The sequence below is a fragment of the Kitasatospora sp. MBT63 genome (assembly GCF_000710465.2).
GTDB lineage: Bacteria > Actinomycetota > Actinomycetes > Streptomycetales > Streptomycetaceae > Kitasatospora.
Window position 1 is genome coordinate 1 of sequence record NZ_JAIZ01000574.1, and the last position, 16,538, is coordinate 16,538.

A 16,538-nucleotide genomic window follows, 5' to 3' on the forward strand; every position below is an offset into this window, starting at 1 on the left:
AGCCGCCGCCCCGAAGCCGGCCACCGCCGCCCCGGCCGCCGCCACCGCCGCCAAGCCCGCCGCCGCCACCCAGGCGACCGGCTCCAAGGCCGCCGCGATCAACTTCGCGCTGTCCAAGGTCGGCCAGGCCTACGTCTACGGCGGCAGCAGCGACGGCGGCTGGGACTGCTCCGGCCTGACCCAGGCCGCGTACCGCCAGGCCGGCGTCTCGCTGCCGCGCGTCGCCGCCGACCAGGCGGACACCACCACCCGGGTCTCGCTGGACTCCCTGCAGCCGGGAGACCTGCTGTTCTGGTCCAACAACGGCAGCAACTCGGGCGTCTACCACGTCGCCCTGTACGTCGGTGACGGCAAGTACGTCGAGGCCGCCAACCCGCGTGCGGGTGTCCGGGTCGAGACCATCGCCGACTACGCGCCGGACTTCGCCGGCCGGATCTGATCCAGGATCCACCGGGCCGCCGCCCTCGGAGACCCTTCCGGTTCCGGGGGCCGCGGCCTGGGCTACGGCGGGTCCACCTCCAGGAGCGCCCGCCATGGCCAAGGTCACCATCACCCTCGACGCCGATCTCGCGATCGAGGTGATGCTCCAGTCCGGCACGAGGAATCCGCAGGACGCGGTCGAGCTGATCGTCCGTGACTACCTCGACCGCACCCGGCGCACCGAGGCGCGGACCGGCGACGCGGCCGACCAGCAGCGGTTGGACCCCCGCAGGCCGGTCGCCGAGGAGGGCTGAGGAGCCGGACCCGACGCCCTCACCCCCGAAGACGTGCGTGACGGCCCGGAGACCTCCCGTCTCCGGGCCGTTCGCCGTACCCGGACCCGGCCCGGACCGGGGCCGCACCGGACCGTCCCCGGGCCGGTGTGTTGCCACCGGGTGGGCGGGGCCCCCGGCGGCTAGAGTCGGGGCAGATGGCCCACCGGACGGGGGATCGTGATCGCCCATGGCGTCGACTTCCACGCAGTGGCCCCGCTACGTGCGGGCGGCCCCGTGGGCGCTGGTGGTCGCGGGCCTGGTCTGGGACTCGCTCTCCCCCGCCGACTACTGGGGCGACCCGATGGTGGCGGCGGCCTCGGTGCTCGCCGGGGCGCTGCTGTCGCTGCGCGACACCATCGCGGTCGGCGCGGCCGTCCTGGTCGGGATCCTGGTGCTGACCGTGCTGGACGGTTCGGTCGGCACCACCGCCGGCTACCTGGAGCTGGCCAACACCGCGTTCGCCGCCCTGATCGGGATCTGGGTCAACCGGGTGGTGGCCCGGCACGGGCGCCGGCTGCAGGCGGTCCGCTCGGTGGCGGAGACCGCCCAGCGCGCGGTACTGCCCGCACCGCCGGCCCGGGTCGGCCGGCTGGAGGTGGCCGCCCGCTACCGCGCCGCCCACACCGACGCGCTGATCGGCGGTGACGCCTACGCGCTGCAGCGGACCCCGTTCGGGGTGCGGGCGCTGATCGCGGACGTCCGGGGCAAGGGGCTGCCGGCGGTGGCCGCCGTCTCGGTGCTGCTCGGCGCGTTCCGGGAGCACGCCGACGGCCTGCCCGACCTCGGCGCGGTCGCCGACGGCCTGGAGCACTCGCTGAGCCGGGAGGCCGCCGAGGCGGCCGAGGAACTACGGATGGAGGGCTTCATCACCGCGCTGCTGGTGGAGTTCACACCCGGGCACGACGGGCTGCGGCTGCTGAACTGCGGGCACCCCGGGCCGTACCTGCTGTCCGCCGACGGCCGCCGGGTGCGGCGGCTCGACGCCCGCGAGCCGGGGCTGCCGCTGGGGATGGGCGGGCTCGGGGTCGGACGGCCCGCGGTCGAGGAGTGGCCGTTCGCCGCCGGGGACACCCTGCTGCTGGTGACCGACGGGGTGACCGAGGCGCGGGACGCGGCCGGACGGTTCTACGACCCCGCCCAGCGGCTGGCCGGCCGGGGTCCGTTCGACGGTCCGGGCCGGGTGATCGACACGCTGATCCGGGACGTCGACCGGTGGACCGGCGGGCCGCGCGACGACGACATGGCCGTCCTGGCGCTGACCGAGAGCGCCGCGGGGAGCCCGGCCTCCGGGCCCAACTCCCCGCCGCGCTAGGCCTCGTACGGGCCGGAGCCGGACCGGCAGGCCTACCGGCCGCCCGCCGCCGCGCCGGTGGAGCCGCGCATCACCAGCTCGGGCTGGAACATGAACTCGACCCGCTGGGTCGCGTTGCCCCCGACCTCCTCCAGCAGGGCGTCGACGGCGGCGGTGGCCATCGCCTCGACCGGCTGGCGGATGGTGGTCAGCGGCGGCTCGGTGAAGGCGATCAGCGGTGAGTCGTCGAACCCGACCACCGAGATGTCCTGCGGCACCGCCAGACCCCGCCGGCGGACCGCCCGGATCGCGCCCAGCGCCATCATGTCGCTGCCGCAGACGATCGCGGTGCAGCCCTTGTCGAGCAGCGCCCCGGCGGCCGCGTCACCGCCCTCCACGCTGAACAGCGTGTGCTGGATCAGCTCCTGGACCTGCTCGGGGGTGCTGCCGAGCAGCTCCCCGACGGCCGCGGTGAACCCCTCGATCTTGCGCAGCACCGGGACGTACCGGCGCGGGCCGATGGCCAGGCCGATCCGCTCGTGGCCGAGCCCGACCAGGTGCTGGACGGCCATCCACATCGCGGTCCGGTCGTCCGGCGAGATGAACGGCGCGTCGATCCGATCGCTGTAGCCGTTGATCAGCACGAACGGCACCTGGCGGCCGGTGAGCCGGGCGTACCGGTCGTGGTCGGCACTGGTGTCGGCGTGCAGCCCGGAGACGAAGACGATACCGGCGACACCGCGCTCGACCAGCATCTCCACCAGCTCGTCCTCGGTGGCGCCGCCCGGCGTCTGGGTGCACAGCACCGGGGTGAAGCCGTGCCGGCTGAGCACCTGCTCGATCACCTGGGCCAGCGCCGGGAAGATCGGATTGCTCAACTCCGGCGTGATCAGGCCGATCAGGCCGGCGCTGCGCTGGCGCAGCCGGGTCGGGCGCTCGTAGCCGAGCACGTCGAGCGCGGCCAGGACCGTCTGCCGGGTCGTCGCGGAGACGCCCGCCTTGCCGTTGAGCACCCGGCTGACGGTCGCCTCGCTGACGCCCGCCTGTGCCGCGATGTCTGAGAGTCGCGCCGTAGTCACGATCCCAGAGCCTATTGCAACCACGTCAGGCCGCCCACCAAATGGCACAGTCCGCGGGCAGAACGGTCTCGCCGTCCACCACGGTGAGCTCCGCCGAGGCGAGCAGGACCCGGCCCGGGGCGGCCGTCCGGACCGGCTCGCCGGTGGTGTTGACGGTGCAGACGAAGGAGCCGTCGGCGCTGTCGCGGCGGAAGGCCAGCACGCCCTCGGGCGCGTCCAGCCACGTGACCTCGGTGCCGGCCCCGAGCGCGGGGTGCTCCCGGCGGACGGCCAGCGCGGAGCGGTACAGCTCCAGGGTGGAGGTCGGGTCGCCGGTCTGGACCTCGACGCTCAGCCCGGCCCAGGTGGCTGGCTGCGGCAGCCAGCTCGGGCCGCCCGGGGTGGGCCCGAAGCCGTACGGGGCCTCGGTGCCGGACCACGGGATCGGCACCCGGCAGCCGTCGCGGTAGCCGTCCTGGCCGGCCTGGCGGAAGAACGACGGGTCCTGGCGGACCTCGTCCGGCAGGTCGGTGACGTCCGGGAGGCCGAGCTCCTCGCCCTGGTAGAGGTAGGCGGAGCCGGGCAGCGCGAGCATCAGCAGGGTGGCGGCGCGGGCCCGGCGCAGGCCGAGTGCGCGGTCGCCGGGGGTGCGGATCTGGGTGCCGCCGGGCGGGTTGGCGAAGCGGGTGGCGTGCCGGGTGACGTCGTGGTTGGAGAGCACCCAGGTGGCGGGGGCGCCGACCGGGCGCATCGCGTCCAGCGACACGTCGACCACCTCGCGCAGCGCGTCGGCGTCCCAGTGGGTGCCCAGGTACTGGAAGTTGAAGGCCTGGTGCAGCTCGTCGGGGCGGACGTAGTTGGCGGTGCGCTGCACGGTCGGGGTCCAGGCCTCGGCGACGCCGATCCGCTCGCCCGGGTACTCGTCGAGGATCAGCCGCCAGCTGCGGTAGATCTCGTGCACGCCGTCCTGGTCGAAGAACGGCATCACGTCGTTGCCGAGCAGCTTGAGCTGGTCGTGCGAGCCGAGGTCGGGCAGGCCGGGGGCCTTGACCATGCCGTGCGCGACGTCGATCCGGAAGCCGTCGACGCCCATGTCCAGCCAGAACCGCAGGATCGAGCGGAACTCGTCGGCGACGGCCGGGCTGTCCCAGTTGAAGTCGGGCTGCTCGGGGGCGAACAGGTGCAGGTACCAGTCGCCCGGGGTGCCGTCGGGGTTCTCGGTCCGGGTCCAGGCCGGGCCGCCGAAGATGGACTCCCAGTCGTTGGGCGGCAGTTCGCCCTCGGTGCCCTTGCCGGGGCGGAAGTGGTAGCGCTCGCGCAGCGGGGAGCCGGGGCCCTCGCGCAGGGCGCGCTGGAACCACTCGTGCTGGTAGGAGGAGTGGTTGGGCACCAGGTCGACGATGATCCGCAGGCCCAGCGCGTGGGCGTCGCGGATCAGGCCGTCGGCGTCCAGCAGGGTGCCGAACATCGGGTCGACCGCGCGGTAGTCGGCCACGTCGTAGCCGGCGTCGGCCTGCGGCGAGGCGTAGAACGGGGACAGCCAGACCGCGTCCACCCCGAGGTCGCGCAGGTACGGCAGACGGCTGCGGATGCCGGGCAGGTCGCCCATGCCGTCCCCGTTGCCGTCGGCGAAGCTGCGCGGGTACACCTGGTAGATGACCGCGTCCCGCCACCAGCCTCTGGAGGCACCGGCGTTCGCAGCGATCACAGCGGCGGCGGGCCGGGAGGTGTCGGCCAGGTTCTGGGTCATGGACTGTCATCCCTCACAGGACGTAGGTGGCGTTCCGGCCGCCGGTGCGGTGGCGGCCGTCGCGCGGTAGCAGGCAGATGGCGGAGCGTGGGTGGGGCGTCGTCAGGACTTCGCGGCACCGGCGGTCAGGCCGGTGACCAGGTGGCGCTGCACCAGGTAGAAGACCAGGGCGGCGGGCAGCGCGATCAGCACCGAGGTGGCGGCCATCAGGTGCCACTGCGCGTCGTGCTCGCTGATGTAGGTCTGCAGGCCCACCGCCAGCGTGTACTTGTCCGAGCTGAGCAGGAAGGTCGAGGCGAACGGCACCTCGGCCCAGGCGGTGAGGAAGGAGTAGAAGGCCGCCACGGCCAGGCCGGGCCTGGCCAGCGGGATGATCAGCCGCCAGAAGGTGCCGAACGGGCTGAGCCCGTCGACCCGGCCGGCCTCGTCGATCTCCACCGGGATGGTGTCGAAGTAGCCCTTGAGCAGCCAGCCGCAGTACGGCACGGTGGTGCCCGCGTACGTCAGGATCAGGCCGAAGTAGCTGTCCAGCAGGTTCAGGTTGGCGAGGATCGTGTAGATCGGCACGATCACCACCGCGATCGGGAACATCTGGGTGAGCAGCAGGGTCCACATCAGGTGGCGGTGGCCCGGGAAGCGCATCCGGGAGACCGCGTAACCCGTGGTGGCCGCCACCAGGACGCCGAAGACGGTGGTGCCGCCGGCCACCAGCACCGAGTTGCCGAACCAGCTGAGGAAGTCGGTGTGCTGGAGCACGAAGCTGTAGTTGGCGAAGCTGGTGCGCCCGAAGATGTGGCCGGGGTGCAGGTAGTCGGTCTTGTCCGGGCCCAGGGAGATGAAGGCGATCCACAGCACCGGGAAGACGGCGATCAGGGCGGCGACCACCAGCAGCGCGTGCGACAGCACGGAGGCCGAGCGCCGGCCGCGGCCGCGGGACTGCGCGACGGCGCGGCTCGCGGCGGGCCGGGCGGCGGTCGGGAGTTCGGTGACGGCGCTCATCTCGGCGGCCTCCTTCGGGTGGGTGGGGGGTGCGACTCGGGCCGGGGTCATCCGTTGGCCTGCTCGTTGCGGGCCAGCCAGCGGCGGTAGAAGCTGGTGAAGACGACCAGGATGGAGAGCAGCAGCACACCGTAGGTGGCGGACTCCGCGTAGGCCCGGGGCTGCTGGCCGAAGCCCAGCCGGTAGGCCCAGGTGACCAGGATCTGCGCGTCCGGGGCGCCGTTGCCGAGCAGCAGGTAGATGACGGCGAACTGGTTGAAGGTCCAGATCACGCCGAGCAGGACCACGGTGCTGCTCACCGCCCGCAGGCCGGGCAGCGTGACGTGGCGGAACCGCTGCCAGGGGGTCGCGCCGTCCATCTCGGCAGCCTCGTACAGCTCGCTCGGGATCGACTGGAGCCCGCCGAGCAGCGAGACCATCATGAACGGCACGCCGCACCAGGTGTTGACGATGATCGCGGCGGCCTTCGCGGCGAGCGGGTCGCTCAGCCAGGAGGGCTCCGGCAGGTGCAGGAAGCCGAGGGCGCTGTTGACGATGCCGCCGTCGGCGAGCATCAGGCGCCAGGAGAAGACGGTGACGAAGGTCGGGACGGCCCACGGCAGGATCAGCAGCATCCGGTAGACGGCGCGTCCGCGCAGGTTGCGGTTCATCAGCAGGGCGAGGCCGAGGCCGATGGAGTAGTGCAGGGCGACGCACACCACCGTCCAGACGATGGTCCAGACGAAGTGCGACCAGAACCGGTCGTAGGAGCCGGGGCCCCAGAGCACGTCGGCGTAGTTGTGCAGGCCGACGAACTCGTAGCTGTCCGGGATGTGCCGGACCCCGATCTGGCGGCCGACGTTGAGGCTGGTGGCGTTGGTGAGGGTCAGGTACACGCCGCGCGCCAGCGGGTAGCCGACCAGGACGCCGAGCACGATCACGACCGGCGCGATCATCACGTACGCGTACCAGTACTTCTGGTACGAGAGCCTGATGCGCTGTCCGAGACCGGGGCGCGGTTCGCGCTCTCGGCTGCCCTTGCTGGGCGCGCCCTGCACGGCGACTGCCATGGTTGACACCTCTTCGGGAGTTCCGCCGCCTCGCTTCGGCGACTGCGACTGCTGGTGCGGTTCGGGACCTGCGCGGCCCGGCGGGCCGACGGCCGGGGCCGCCCGGTCCGCGTGGGGGTGCGGGCCGGGCGGCCGGTGGCGTTACTTGGAGAAGCCGGGAAGCAGCTTCGCGTAGTCGACGGCGACGGTGTCGAGGCCGGCCTGGGTGGCCGCCTGGTCCTGGACGATCTTGCCGAGGTTGGTCCCGAAGGAGCCGAACAGCGAGGAGTACTCGGGCAGTTCGGGGCGCGGCTGGGCGGAGGAGAGGACCGCCTGGAAGCCCGCGATGCCCGGGTTGGCCTTGACCTCGGCCGTGTAGGCGTCGGCGCGGGTCGGCAGGGTGGAGTTCTTCAGCGCGAGGAAGGTCTGGCTCTCGGCCGAGGTGAGGTAGCCGGCCAGCTTCTCGGCGGCGGCCTTGTGGGCGTCGTCGGAACCCGCGTAGACCGAGACGTTGTGGCCGCCGGTCGGGGCGCCGGCCTTGCCGGTGGAGCCGGCCGGGACGGGGGCGATGCCGAGGTTCTTCTGGTCGGCGAAGGCGGAGCCCTTGAAGATGTTGGTGACCTCCCAGGGACCCTGGATGATCATCGCGACCTTGCCGGTGTTGAAGGCGTCCATCATGTGCGCGTACGAGTCGGTGGTCACGTCGGCCTTGACGGTGCCGGGCGCGGTGAACAGCGACTTGTAGATCTCGACGGCCTTGGCGGCCTCCGGCGAGGCCACGGTGATCTTCTTGTTCTTGGCGTCCACCATGTCGGTGCCCTCGCCGAACAGCAGCGGCATCGCGTAGTAGCCGTCACCGGCGCGCATGAAGAAGCCGTCGACGCCGGCCTTGTCCTTGAGCAGCGCGGCGTCGGCCTTCAGCTCGTCCCAGGTGGCGGGGGCCTTGGTGAGGCCGGCCTTCTCGAACAGCGCCTTGTTGTAGAGCAGGCCGAGGGTGTCGGTGACCAGCGGGGCGCCGTAGGTCTTGCCGTCGAACTTGGCCTGCTGGACCAGGCTGGGCTGGAAGGCGGCGGCGTCGGCGAGCGCGGGGGTGCCGTCCAGCGGCTCCAGGAAGCCGGCCTTGGCGAAGGCGGAGGTCCAGCCGACCTCGGAGCGGAAGACGTCCGGCGCGCCCTTGGCGCCCATCGCGGTCTGCAGCTTGTTCTGCGCCTGGTCGAACGGGACGTTCTCGAAGTTGACCTTGATGTTCGGGTTGGCGGCCTCGAACTTCTTGACCAGCTCCTGGTAGTTCGGAGCCTCGTTGGTGGCGTTGGAGGTGTCCCAGTAGGTGATGGTGACCGGCCCGGAGGACTTGCCGTCCGCGCTGGTGCCGCTGCTGCCACAGGCTGCAAGCGTTACCGCAAGGGCCGCAACGAGAGCGGAGGCCGCGATGCCACGCCGCATGAGAACTCCTAATGAGGTGGGGGTGCCCGAGAGGGAGGAGGACCGCGCATAATGGCTGTCCCAGCCGACTGCGCCGTTGCGGCCGTCGGGCTTGGGCAGGAACGTAACAGCGATGCAATCGCGTCGGAAAGTCCTTGCAGCAAGTTTCTGCAAGATCTGGCGATCGTTACGCCCGCGTGTCCTCCACGTTGCCACAAGGTAGCCACCTTGGACCGCTTTCATCCCTTTTGCGCCCGCCCGGCGCCACCCTCCCCCGCGCCCGCCCTTGCGCCCACCCTTGCGCTCACCCTTGCGCGCCTTGCTGCAAGCGCCGCACCGCGCCGCGGCCGGGCCCCTCCGGGCACCCTCCGGACACCCCTGCGCAATTTAAAAGGATGGACGTCATTTATATTGAGCGGGCGGCACCGCCGCAGGACCACCCCGACCGGCCACGCCCAGGAGGAACCCGTGCTCTCCCCCGAGTCGACCGCGACCGTCCGCGCCACCCTGCCTGCCGTGGGCGCCGCCATCGGCGAGATCACCCGCCTCTTCTACGCCCGGATGTTCGCCGACCACCCCGAGCTGGAGCGCAACCTGTTCAACCGGGGCAACCAGGCCGCCGGCACCCAGCAGCAGGCCCTGGCCGGCGCCATCGCCGGGTACGCCACCCTGCTGGTGCAGCAGTCCGAACCGGCCACCGGTCCGCTGCTGGCCAGGATCGCCCACCGGCACGCCTCGCTCGGCATCACCCGCGACCAGTACCGGGTCGTCCACACCTACCTGTTCGCCGCCATCGCCGAGGTGCTCGGCGAGGCCGTCACCCCGGAGGTCGCCGCCGCCTGGGACGAGGTCTACTGGCTGATGGCGGGCGAGCTGATCGCCCTGGAGGGCCGGCTCTACCAGGAGGCCGGCGTCGCCGAGGGCGAGGTCTGGCAGCAGGCCGAGGTGCTTGACCGGCGGCAGGAGTCCCGGGACTCCGTCTCCTTCACACTGCGGCCCACCGAGAGCGCCGCCACCGGCTTCCGGCCCGGTCAGTACCTCGGCGTGGCGGTCGTCCTGCCGGACGGCGCCCGCCAGATCCGCCAGTACAGCCTCTCCGCCGCCCCCGGCCCCGGCACCTGGCGGATCACCGTGAAGCGGGTCCACGGTCCGGCGGCGGCCGGGCCCGACGGCGAGGTCTCCGGCTGGCTCCACGCCAACCTGCGGACCGGGGACAAGGTCACGGTCTCCCGCCCGTTCGGCGACCTCACCCTGGAGGACGGCGACGGCCCGCTGCTGCTCGCCTCGGCCGGGATCGGTGTGACGCCGATGGCCGGCATGCTCGACCACCTGGCCCGGACCGGCTCCACCCGCCGGGTGATCGCCGTGCACGGCGACCGCTCCCCCGCCGACCACGCCCACGCCGCCGAACTCGCCGACCGCATCGCCGCGTTGCCCGCCGCCGAACTGCACCGCTGGTACCAGGAGCCGGGCACCGGCCCGGGCGCCGGGCACAGCGGGCAGGTCGACCTGGCCGGGCTCGACCTGCCCGACGGGCTCACCGCCTACCTGTGCGGCCCGCTGCCGTTCATGCGCGCGGCCCGCACCGAACTGCTGCGCCGCGGGGTCCCCGCCGCCGCCATCCGGTACGAGGTGTTCGGCCCCGACCTGTGGCTCGCCTCGGCCTGAGCCCGCGTCACGCCGCCCCGCCGTGCGCGCCCGGCGCGTCCGGCGGGGCGGGCGTGTCCGGGTGGGCGGCGGCATCCTGCGGGGCGGGCGCGTCCGGGCGTGCGGCGGTCAGCGAGATGGTGCACACACCGGGCTCCGCGAACGGGTGCAGCCGCAGCGCGCCCGGCACCCCGGCCCGCTCCGCCATCGCGTCCAGCAGCCCCTGGTGCACCGCGCACACCACCTCGGGATGGCGCTCGGCGTTGCGCAGGAACGGGCAGCCGTGCAGCGCCACCACACCGTCCCCGGCCCGCAACTGCGGCTCGAAGCCCCAGCGCCGGGCCTGCTCCATCACCTGCTCCGCCAGCGGCAGCGACGGCTGCGGCTGGCCCGGCTGCCCGAGCCCAGACTGGCCGAGCGCCGACCGCGGCCCCGCGTCCGCGGCCCAGTCCCGGCCCGCCCGCTCGGCCCGCCGCGCACGCACCGCCGGGTCCGGGCCGTAGCCGAGCGCCAGCACCTCGACCAGGTCCTGGTAGGCCGCCAGCTGTTCGTGGGCCGGTGCCGCGGTGTACAGCAGCCGGGGCCGGCCGCGGCCGGCCGCTGCCTCGTCGCGCCGCACGAGCACCAGCCCGGCCTCCGCCAGCGCGGTGAGGTGGTGGCGCACGGTGGTGATGTGCTGGCCGGTCCGCTCGGCCAGCCGACGGCTGTCCAGCGGTCCGTCTGCCGCGGTCAGCGCCGCCAGCAGCGCCCGCCGTGCGGGGGCCGCGAGCGCTCGGTGCACACCGGGGTCCGGACTCTCCACCCGGCCAATGGTACGGCGCCGTCCGGGCGGGCCGGGCAGGCCGGACCGGGGAGCCGGGCCGGGCGGGCGGCGCCGCTCAGGCCAGGCCGGGGCGCAGCACCGTGGTGGAGCGGAACTCCTCGCCGGGCCGCAGCTCGGTGGACGGGTACGACGGCTGGTGCGGCGAGTCCGGGTGGTGCTGGGTCTCCAGCGCCACGCCCGCGTACATCCGGTACGGGACGCCGCTCGCGCCGCTGACCGTGCCCGCGAAGTGGTTGGCGGTGTAGACCTGGATGCCCGGCTCGGTGGTGAGCACCTCCAGGGTCCGGCCGCTGCCCGGGTCCTCCAGCAGCGCGGCGCGGGCCGGGCTGCCGTCGGCCGGGCGCTCGCGCAGGACCCAGTTGTGGTCGTAGCCGCGCGGTCCGCGCAGCTGCGGGTGGTCGTCGTGGATGCCCTTGCCGATCGGGCGGGCCGTGGTGAAGTCGAAGGGGGTGCCGGCCACCGGCTCGTACGGGCCGAGCGGGATCTGCCGGTCGTCGACCGGGGTGTAGTGGTCGGCGTTCAGGGTGAGCAGGTGGCCGAGGACGTCGCCGCTGCCCTCGCCGGCCAGGTTGACGTAGGCGTGGTTGGTCAGGTTGACCACGGTCGGGCGGGTGGTGACGGCGTGGTAGGCGATGGTCAGCGCCTCGGGCGACAGCGTGTAGGAGACGGTGACGTCCAGGCCGCCGGGGAAGCCCTGGTCGCCGTCCGGGCTGTGCAGGCGCAGACGGACGCCGCCGGGGATCTCCTCCGCCTCCCACATCCGGTTGGCGAAGCCGTCGGGGCCGCCGTGCAGGGTGACGCCGCCGCCGGTGGGCATCAGCGGGTGGTCCTCGCCGTCGATGGTGATCCGGCTGCCGGCGATCCGGTTGGCGTACCGGCCGACGGTCGCCCCGAAGTGCCGGGCAGGCCCCAGGACGGCGGGCAGTTCGTCGGTGCTGAGCAGGAGTTGGGCCGGGGTGCCGTCGCGGTCGGGGGCGCTGAGGGTGTGCAGGGTGGCGCCCAGGTTCAGCACGCCGGCCTCCAGCGCGCCGCTGCGCAGGGTCCAGCGCTCGATGGCCGCGCCGGCCCCGCTCGCATCGAAGGGCTCTTGCCGCACCTCGGTGCCCTGCGCCGACGTCGCCATCGCCTGCTCCTCACCGGCCGCCCGGCTGCCCGCCGGACTGGCCACACCTCGGGGACCTCCCCCACGGGTCAGCCTAGGGCGTGGCCGACACTTCCCGTCGGATCAGCGCGCGGGGTGCGACGGCGCCGGGTGTCACGTCGGATCCGATTGGGGCTGATGTGATTTCAGGTGCTTTTCACACATCGGGTCCTGATTGACCATCACCTGCAAAAGTCAAGATTGGGTCAAGTGGCCGTACGCCCTCGAACGGATCTTCCCCGCGCCCAGCAGCGGTCCTATCGTCGACCCGGCCATCGCGTGATCACTGCGGTGGGCAGGAACCGAGTCCGAGGGGGACGATTCGTGGAAGCCTGGCACAGACGCACGCCAATAGGACGTTGGATACGCAAGAGGCACCGATGGGTCGGGCTGCTCGGCCTGCTGGCGGTGCTGATGTCGATGCTCGCGGCACCGTCCGCCGAGGCCCTGGCGGCGAAGCGGCCGCACGGGAAGATCTGGACCCCGCCGAAGACCCCGCTGGGGGCGGACCGGAAACCGGTCAAGGGCACCAACCTCGCACCGACGGCCGTGAAGCCCCCGGCCTATCCCGTGCCGAAGGACTGGAAACCGTCGCAGGCCGCTCCGCCGTCGGGATCGGCGACCGTGACGCCCGGCCGTGGGAGAGCCACCCAGGCCGGAAAGCTGCCGGTGGCGGTGGCGTCCGGGAACGGTGACAGCGCCGGCCCGATCCGGGTCGACCTGTCCGCCCCGGCCGGTGGAGGGGACATCGGCCTCGCCGGCCCGGTGATCGCCCTGACGGACACCGCGCCGACGGCCGGCCGGGCCGAACGCAGGGTGACCGTGTCGCTGGACGTCAAGGCCCTCCAGGCCGCAGGCTGGGCGGACCGCGCCCGGCTGGTCGCCCTGCCGTCCTGCTACCTGGCCACGCCGCAGCAGCCGGAGTGCCGGCAGCAGACTCCGGTGGCCTCCACCACGGACCAGGGCAAGGGCGTCGTGAGCGCGGAGGTGACCCTGCCGGCGGCGGGCGCCGCGGGCGGCCGCGCAGCACTCGCGCAGGAGTCGGCGCCCGCCGCAGCGTCGGCGGTGCTGGCCGCGGCGCCCGCCGCCGACGGTCCGCTGGGCGGCTACTCGGCCTCGCCGCTGGCGCCGTCGGACGCCTGGGGCAACAGCCAGAACCTGGGCGGCTTCGTCTACTCCTTCCCCGTCCGCACGCCGCCCGCGCCGGGCGGCCTCGGCCCCCAGGTGGCCCTGGCGTACGACTCGGCCCGGGTGGACGGCAAGACCTCCGCCTCCAACGCGCAGTCCTCCTGGACCGGCGAGGGCTGGGACTACCAGCCGGGCTTCGTCGAGCGCTCCTACCGCAGCTGCGACAAGGACGGCATCACCGGCTCCGGCGACCAGTGCTGGGCCGGGCAGAACGCCACCCTCAACCTGGCCGGCCACTCGGGCACGCTGGTGCGCGACGACACCACCGGCGGGTGGCGGCTGCAGGGTGACGACGGCTCGAAGGTCGAGCAGCTGTCCGGCGCCGCGAACGAGGCGAAGGGCGGCGAGTACTGGAAGGTCACCACGGCCGACGGTGTCCAGTACTTCTTCGGCCTGAACCACCTGCCGGGCGGCAATCACGGTGACTCTGCGTCGAACTCGGTGGAGTACACGCCGGTGTACTCGCCGAACAGCGGCGACGACTGCTACAACGCCGCCACGGGCAAGGGCTCCTGGTGCCAGGAGGGCTGGCGGTGGAACCTCGACTACGTGGTCGACCCGCACCAGAACCTGGTCACCTACGGCTACCAGCAGGAAGTCAACTACTACAGCCGCGGCGCCGGTCAGAACAACGGCGCCGGAACGCTCACCGCGTACGTGCGCTCCGCCGGGGTCAGCCAGATCGGCTACGGCCAGCGCCTGCCCGAGCAGGTCGCGGCCAACGGCTCGCTGAAGCCCGCCGCGAAGGTGCTGTTCACCACGGCGGAGCGGTGCACCTCCTCCGGCTCGGTGACCTGCACCACCGCGCAGCGCACCAAGGCCAACCAGAACAACTGGCCCGACTCCCCGCTCGACCAGGCCTGCGCCTCCTCGGGCACCTGCACCAACTACTCCCCCACCTTCTGGTCCCCGCTGATGCTGGCGAAGATCGAGACCCAGGTGCTGGTCGACAACGCGTACCGCGGCGTCGACTCCTGGGAGCTCAAGCATTCGTTCCCGGATCCGGGCGACGGCACCAAGCCGGTCCTGTGGCTGTCCTCGATCCAGCGCACCGGCACCAACGGCAGTCCGGCCCTGAGCCTGCCCGCCGTCTCCTTCACCCCGCGTGAGCTGGCCAACCGGGTCGACGGCCTGGTGCCCGCCGAGCCCGCATTCAACCGTCCCCGGATCCAGCAGATCACAACCGAGACCGGTGGGAAGATCAACGTGGTCTACCAGGACGCCGAGTGCTCCCGGGTCAACAACCACATGCCGCCCTCCGAGGACGCCAACACCATGGCCTGCATGCCGGTCAACTGGTACCTGCCCGGGTCCAGTTCCTCCGATCCGGTGCACGACTGGTTCCACAAGTACCTGGTGAAGACCGTCACGGAACAGGACGCCATCACCGGCGACCTGCTCAAGTCGACCGGCTACAGCTATGGCGGCGGCGCCGCCTGGCACCGCAACGACTCCGAGTACACCGATCCCAAGACCCGGACCTGGGACGACTTCCGCGGCTACCAGACGGTGACCGTGACCACGGGCAGCGGGTACGCGGGCGAGGGACCCCGGACCCAGCAGACCAGTACCTACCTGCGGGGTATGAACGGCGACCGCAAGGCCGACGGTTCCACTCGCGCCGTCACCGTGGGCTTCGTCCCGTACCCGGGTGCGGCGACGCTCACAGTGACGGACGAGAACTGGCGGGCCGGGAGCATCATCGGCAGCCAGAGCTACGACCGGGCCGGCGGCTCGGTCCAGGCCGCGACCGGTCTCATCACCTCGGGCGAGGTCACCACCGCGACCCGCAAGCAGCAGAACGGGATGCCGGACCTGGTCGCCCGCTACGGCTCCACCGCCACCACCAGCTCCTCCTGGAACAGGCTGTCCGACGGCTCGTGGCGCACCGCCACCAAGGTGACCACGACCGACCCGGCACACGGCAACCGGGTGGTCCAGGAGGACGACAAGGGTGACGGCACGGCCGCCGCCCCGGAGACCTGCACCACCACCGGCTACGCCGTGGCCGACGACCCCCGGCTGACGGCGCTCGTGTCGCAGCGGCGAACCGTCGCGGGCCTGTGCTCCACCTCGCCGTCCGCCGCCAACACCGTCTCCGACGACCTCACCCTGTACGACGGCAAGCCGTTCGGCCAGGCGGGAATCGCGGGCGAGGCCACCGGCACCCGGACCCTCGACTCGTACAGCGGCGGTCAGCCGCAGTACGTGACGCGGTCCACCACCACCTACGACGTGCACGGGCGGATCACCTCGGTCACCGGACCGGACGGCGCACGGACCGGGACGGCCTACAGCCCGGCGACCGGTGCGGCTCCGACGCAGATCACCACCACCAACCCCAACGGCTGGACCAGTAACGTCACCCAGGACCCCGGGCGCGGTCTGCCCCTGGTGTCCACCGACCTCAACGGCCTCACCACCACCGAGCAGTACGACGCCCTGGGCCGCCCGACCGCGGTCTGGGCACCTGGCCGGCCGACCGGCCTGAGTGCGAGCCGGACGTTCGGCTACACCGTGAACGGTCTCGACGCGCCGTCCGTGGTCACCACCAAGTCGCTGAACGAGGACGAGAGTTACTCGGTCAAGAGCGAGCTGTACGACGGTCTCGGCCGGCTCCGGCAGACCCAGAGCAGCCCGGCCACCGGCGGCACCGGGCGTCTGATCAGCGACACGGTGTACGACTCGCACGGCTGGGCGGTCAAGACCTCGTCGCCGTACTTCGAGGCGACCACCGCCCCCAGCGGCACCGTGTTCGTGCCGCAGGACTCGCAGGTCCCGGCGCAGGAGTGGGTGACCTTCGACGGGCAGGGCCGTGCGGTGTCGACGGCGTTCATGTCGTACGGGCAGCAGCAGTGGGTGTCCACCACCGCCTACCCGGGTGCGGACCGCACCGACTCCACCCCGCCCCAGGGCGGCGCGGCGTCCACCACCATCACCGACGCCCGCGGCCGTACCACCCAGCTGTGGCAGTACCGCACCGCCACCGCGACCGGCAACCCCGCCGACGCGGACGTCACCACCTACACCTACACGGCCGCCGGCCGGCCGGACAAGCGCACCGACGCCGCCGGCAACACCTGGACGTACGGCTACGACCTGCGCGGACGCCAGACCTCGGTCAGCGACCCCGACACCGGCACAACCGTCACCGCCTACGACGCCGCCTCGCACGTCGCCTCCACCACGGACGCCAAGGGCACCGTCCTCGCGTACTCCTACGACCTGCTCGGCCGCCGGACCGGCAGCTACCTCGGCAGCCCTGTCCCGGCCAACCAGCTCGCGGGCTGGACCTACGACGCGCTGGCCAAGGGCCAGCTCACCTCCTCCACCCGCTATGTCGGCGGCGCCGCGGGAAGCGCCTACACCCAGGCCGTCACGGCCGTCGACTCCTCCTACCGGCCCGTCGACACCAAGGTGACCATCCCCGCCTCCG

11 protein-coding genes and 1 pseudogene are annotated in these 16,538 nt (G+C 72.8%); 5 read left to right on the forward strand and 7 right to left on the reverse strand.

The window, feature by feature from the left end; genetic code table 11:
• The 3 genes from AA75_RS29995 to AA75_RS30005 form a co-directional block, all read left to right on the forward strand.
• On the forward strand, positions 1–439 hold a 439-nt coding region (locus tag AA75_RS29995; protein ID WP_033823443.1), incomplete at its 5' end, for a C40 family peptidase.
• 94 nt (positions 440–533) lie between these two features.
• Complete coding sequence (locus AA75_RS30000) at positions 534–734, forward strand: hypothetical protein (protein WP_033823444.1); 201 nt, start codon at positions 534–536, stop codon at positions 732–734.
• A 208-nt stretch (positions 735–942) separates the two neighbouring features.
• Complete coding sequence (locus AA75_RS30005) at positions 943–2,067, forward strand: PP2C family protein-serine/threonine phosphatase (RefSeq protein ID WP_033823445.1); 1,125 nt, start codon at positions 943–945, stop codon at positions 2,065–2,067.
• Between the two features lie 32 nt (positions 2,068–2,099).
• Here AA75_RS30005 and AA75_RS30010 read toward each other — a convergent pair whose 3' ends face one another.
• From AA75_RS30010 to AA75_RS30030, 5 genes are all read right to left on the reverse strand, one after another.
• A complete protein-coding gene (locus AA75_RS30010; RefSeq protein WP_199520441.1) occupies positions 2,100–3,125 on the reverse strand; it encodes a LacI family DNA-binding transcriptional regulator in 1,026 nt (341 codons plus the stop codon).
• A 25-nt stretch (positions 3,126–3,150) separates the two neighbouring features.
• Positions 3,151–4,854, reverse strand: coding sequence for a glycoside hydrolase family 13 protein (locus AA75_RS30015; RefSeq protein WP_033823446.1), 1,704 nt, complete (start codon positions 4,852–4,854; stop codon positions 3,151–3,153).
• Between the two features lie 102 nt (positions 4,855–4,956).
• Positions 4,957–5,853 carry a sugar ABC transporter permease gene (locus AA75_RS30020; protein WP_033823451.1) on the reverse strand — a complete coding sequence of 299 codons (897 nt, stop codon included), beginning with the start codon at positions 5,851–5,853 and terminating at the stop codon, positions 4,957–4,959.
• Positions 5,854–5,900: 47 nt separating this feature from the next.
• A complete protein-coding gene (locus AA75_RS30025; protein ID WP_033823447.1) occupies positions 5,901–6,902 on the reverse strand; it encodes a carbohydrate ABC transporter permease in 1,002 nt (333 codons plus the stop codon).
• 141 nt (positions 6,903–7,043) lie between these two features.
• Positions 7,044–8,324, reverse strand: a complete 1,281-nt coding sequence (locus AA75_RS30030; protein ID WP_033823448.1) for an extracellular solute-binding protein — start codon at positions 8,322–8,324, stop codon at positions 7,044–7,046.
• 447 nt (positions 8,325–8,771) lie between these two features.
• Here AA75_RS30030 and AA75_RS30035 point away from each other — a divergent pair, with 447 nt between their 5' ends.
• Positions 8,772–9,971 (forward strand): globin domain-containing protein, encoded by a 1,200-nt coding sequence (locus AA75_RS30035; protein ID WP_033823452.1) that lies wholly within the window; start codon positions 8,772–8,774, stop codon positions 9,969–9,971.
• A 7-nt stretch (positions 9,972–9,978) separates the two neighbouring features.
• Here AA75_RS30035 and AA75_RS30040 read toward each other — a convergent pair whose 3' ends face one another.
• Positions 9,979–10,752: a metalloregulator ArsR/SmtB family transcription factor gene (locus AA75_RS30040; protein ID WP_149038455.1), complete on the reverse strand. Its 774-nt coding sequence runs from the start codon at positions 10,750–10,752 to the stop codon at positions 9,979–9,981.
• 76 nt (positions 10,753–10,828) lie between these two features.
• On the reverse strand, positions 10,829–11,896 hold the full coding sequence (locus tag AA75_RS30045; RefSeq protein WP_033823449.1) for an aldose epimerase family protein: 1,068 nt from the start codon (positions 11,894–11,896) through the stop codon (positions 10,829–10,831).
• Between the two features lie 432 nt (positions 11,897–12,328).
• On the opposite strand from AA75_RS30045, the pseudogene AA75_RS30050 reads away from it, so the two are divergent.
• Positions 12,329–16,538, forward strand: a pseudogene (locus tag AA75_RS30050) (RHS repeat protein); the annotation flags it as partial.

Bases quoted from the DNA above. Each gene is read 5' to 3' on its own strand.
- AA75_RS30045 (WP_033823449.1), bottom strand. From the start codon at position 11,896: ATGGCGACGTCGGCGCAGGGCACCGAGGTGCGGCAAGAGCCCTTCGAT.
- AA75_RS30030 (WP_033823448.1), bottom strand. From the start codon at position 8,324: ATGCGGCGTGGCATCGCGGCCTCCGCTCTCGTTGCGGCCCTTGCGGTA.
- AA75_RS30020 (WP_033823451.1), bottom strand. From the start codon at position 5,853: ATGAGCGCCGTCACCGAACTCCCGACCGCCGCCCGGCCCGCCGCGAGC.
- AA75_RS30015 (WP_033823446.1), bottom strand. From the start codon at position 4,854: ATGACCCAGAACCTGGCCGACACCTCCCGGCCCGCCGCCGCTGTGATC.
- AA75_RS30000 (WP_033823444.1), top strand. From the start codon at position 534: ATGGCCAAGGTCACCATCACCCTCGACGCCGATCTCGCGATCGAGGTG.
- AA75_RS30005 (WP_033823445.1), top strand. From the start codon at position 943: ATGGCGTCGACTTCCACGCAGTGGCCCCGCTACGTGCGGGCGGCCCCG.
- AA75_RS30025 (WP_033823447.1), bottom strand. From the start codon at position 6,902: ATGGCAGTCGCCGTGCAGGGCGCGCCCAGCAAGGGCAGCCGAGAGCGC.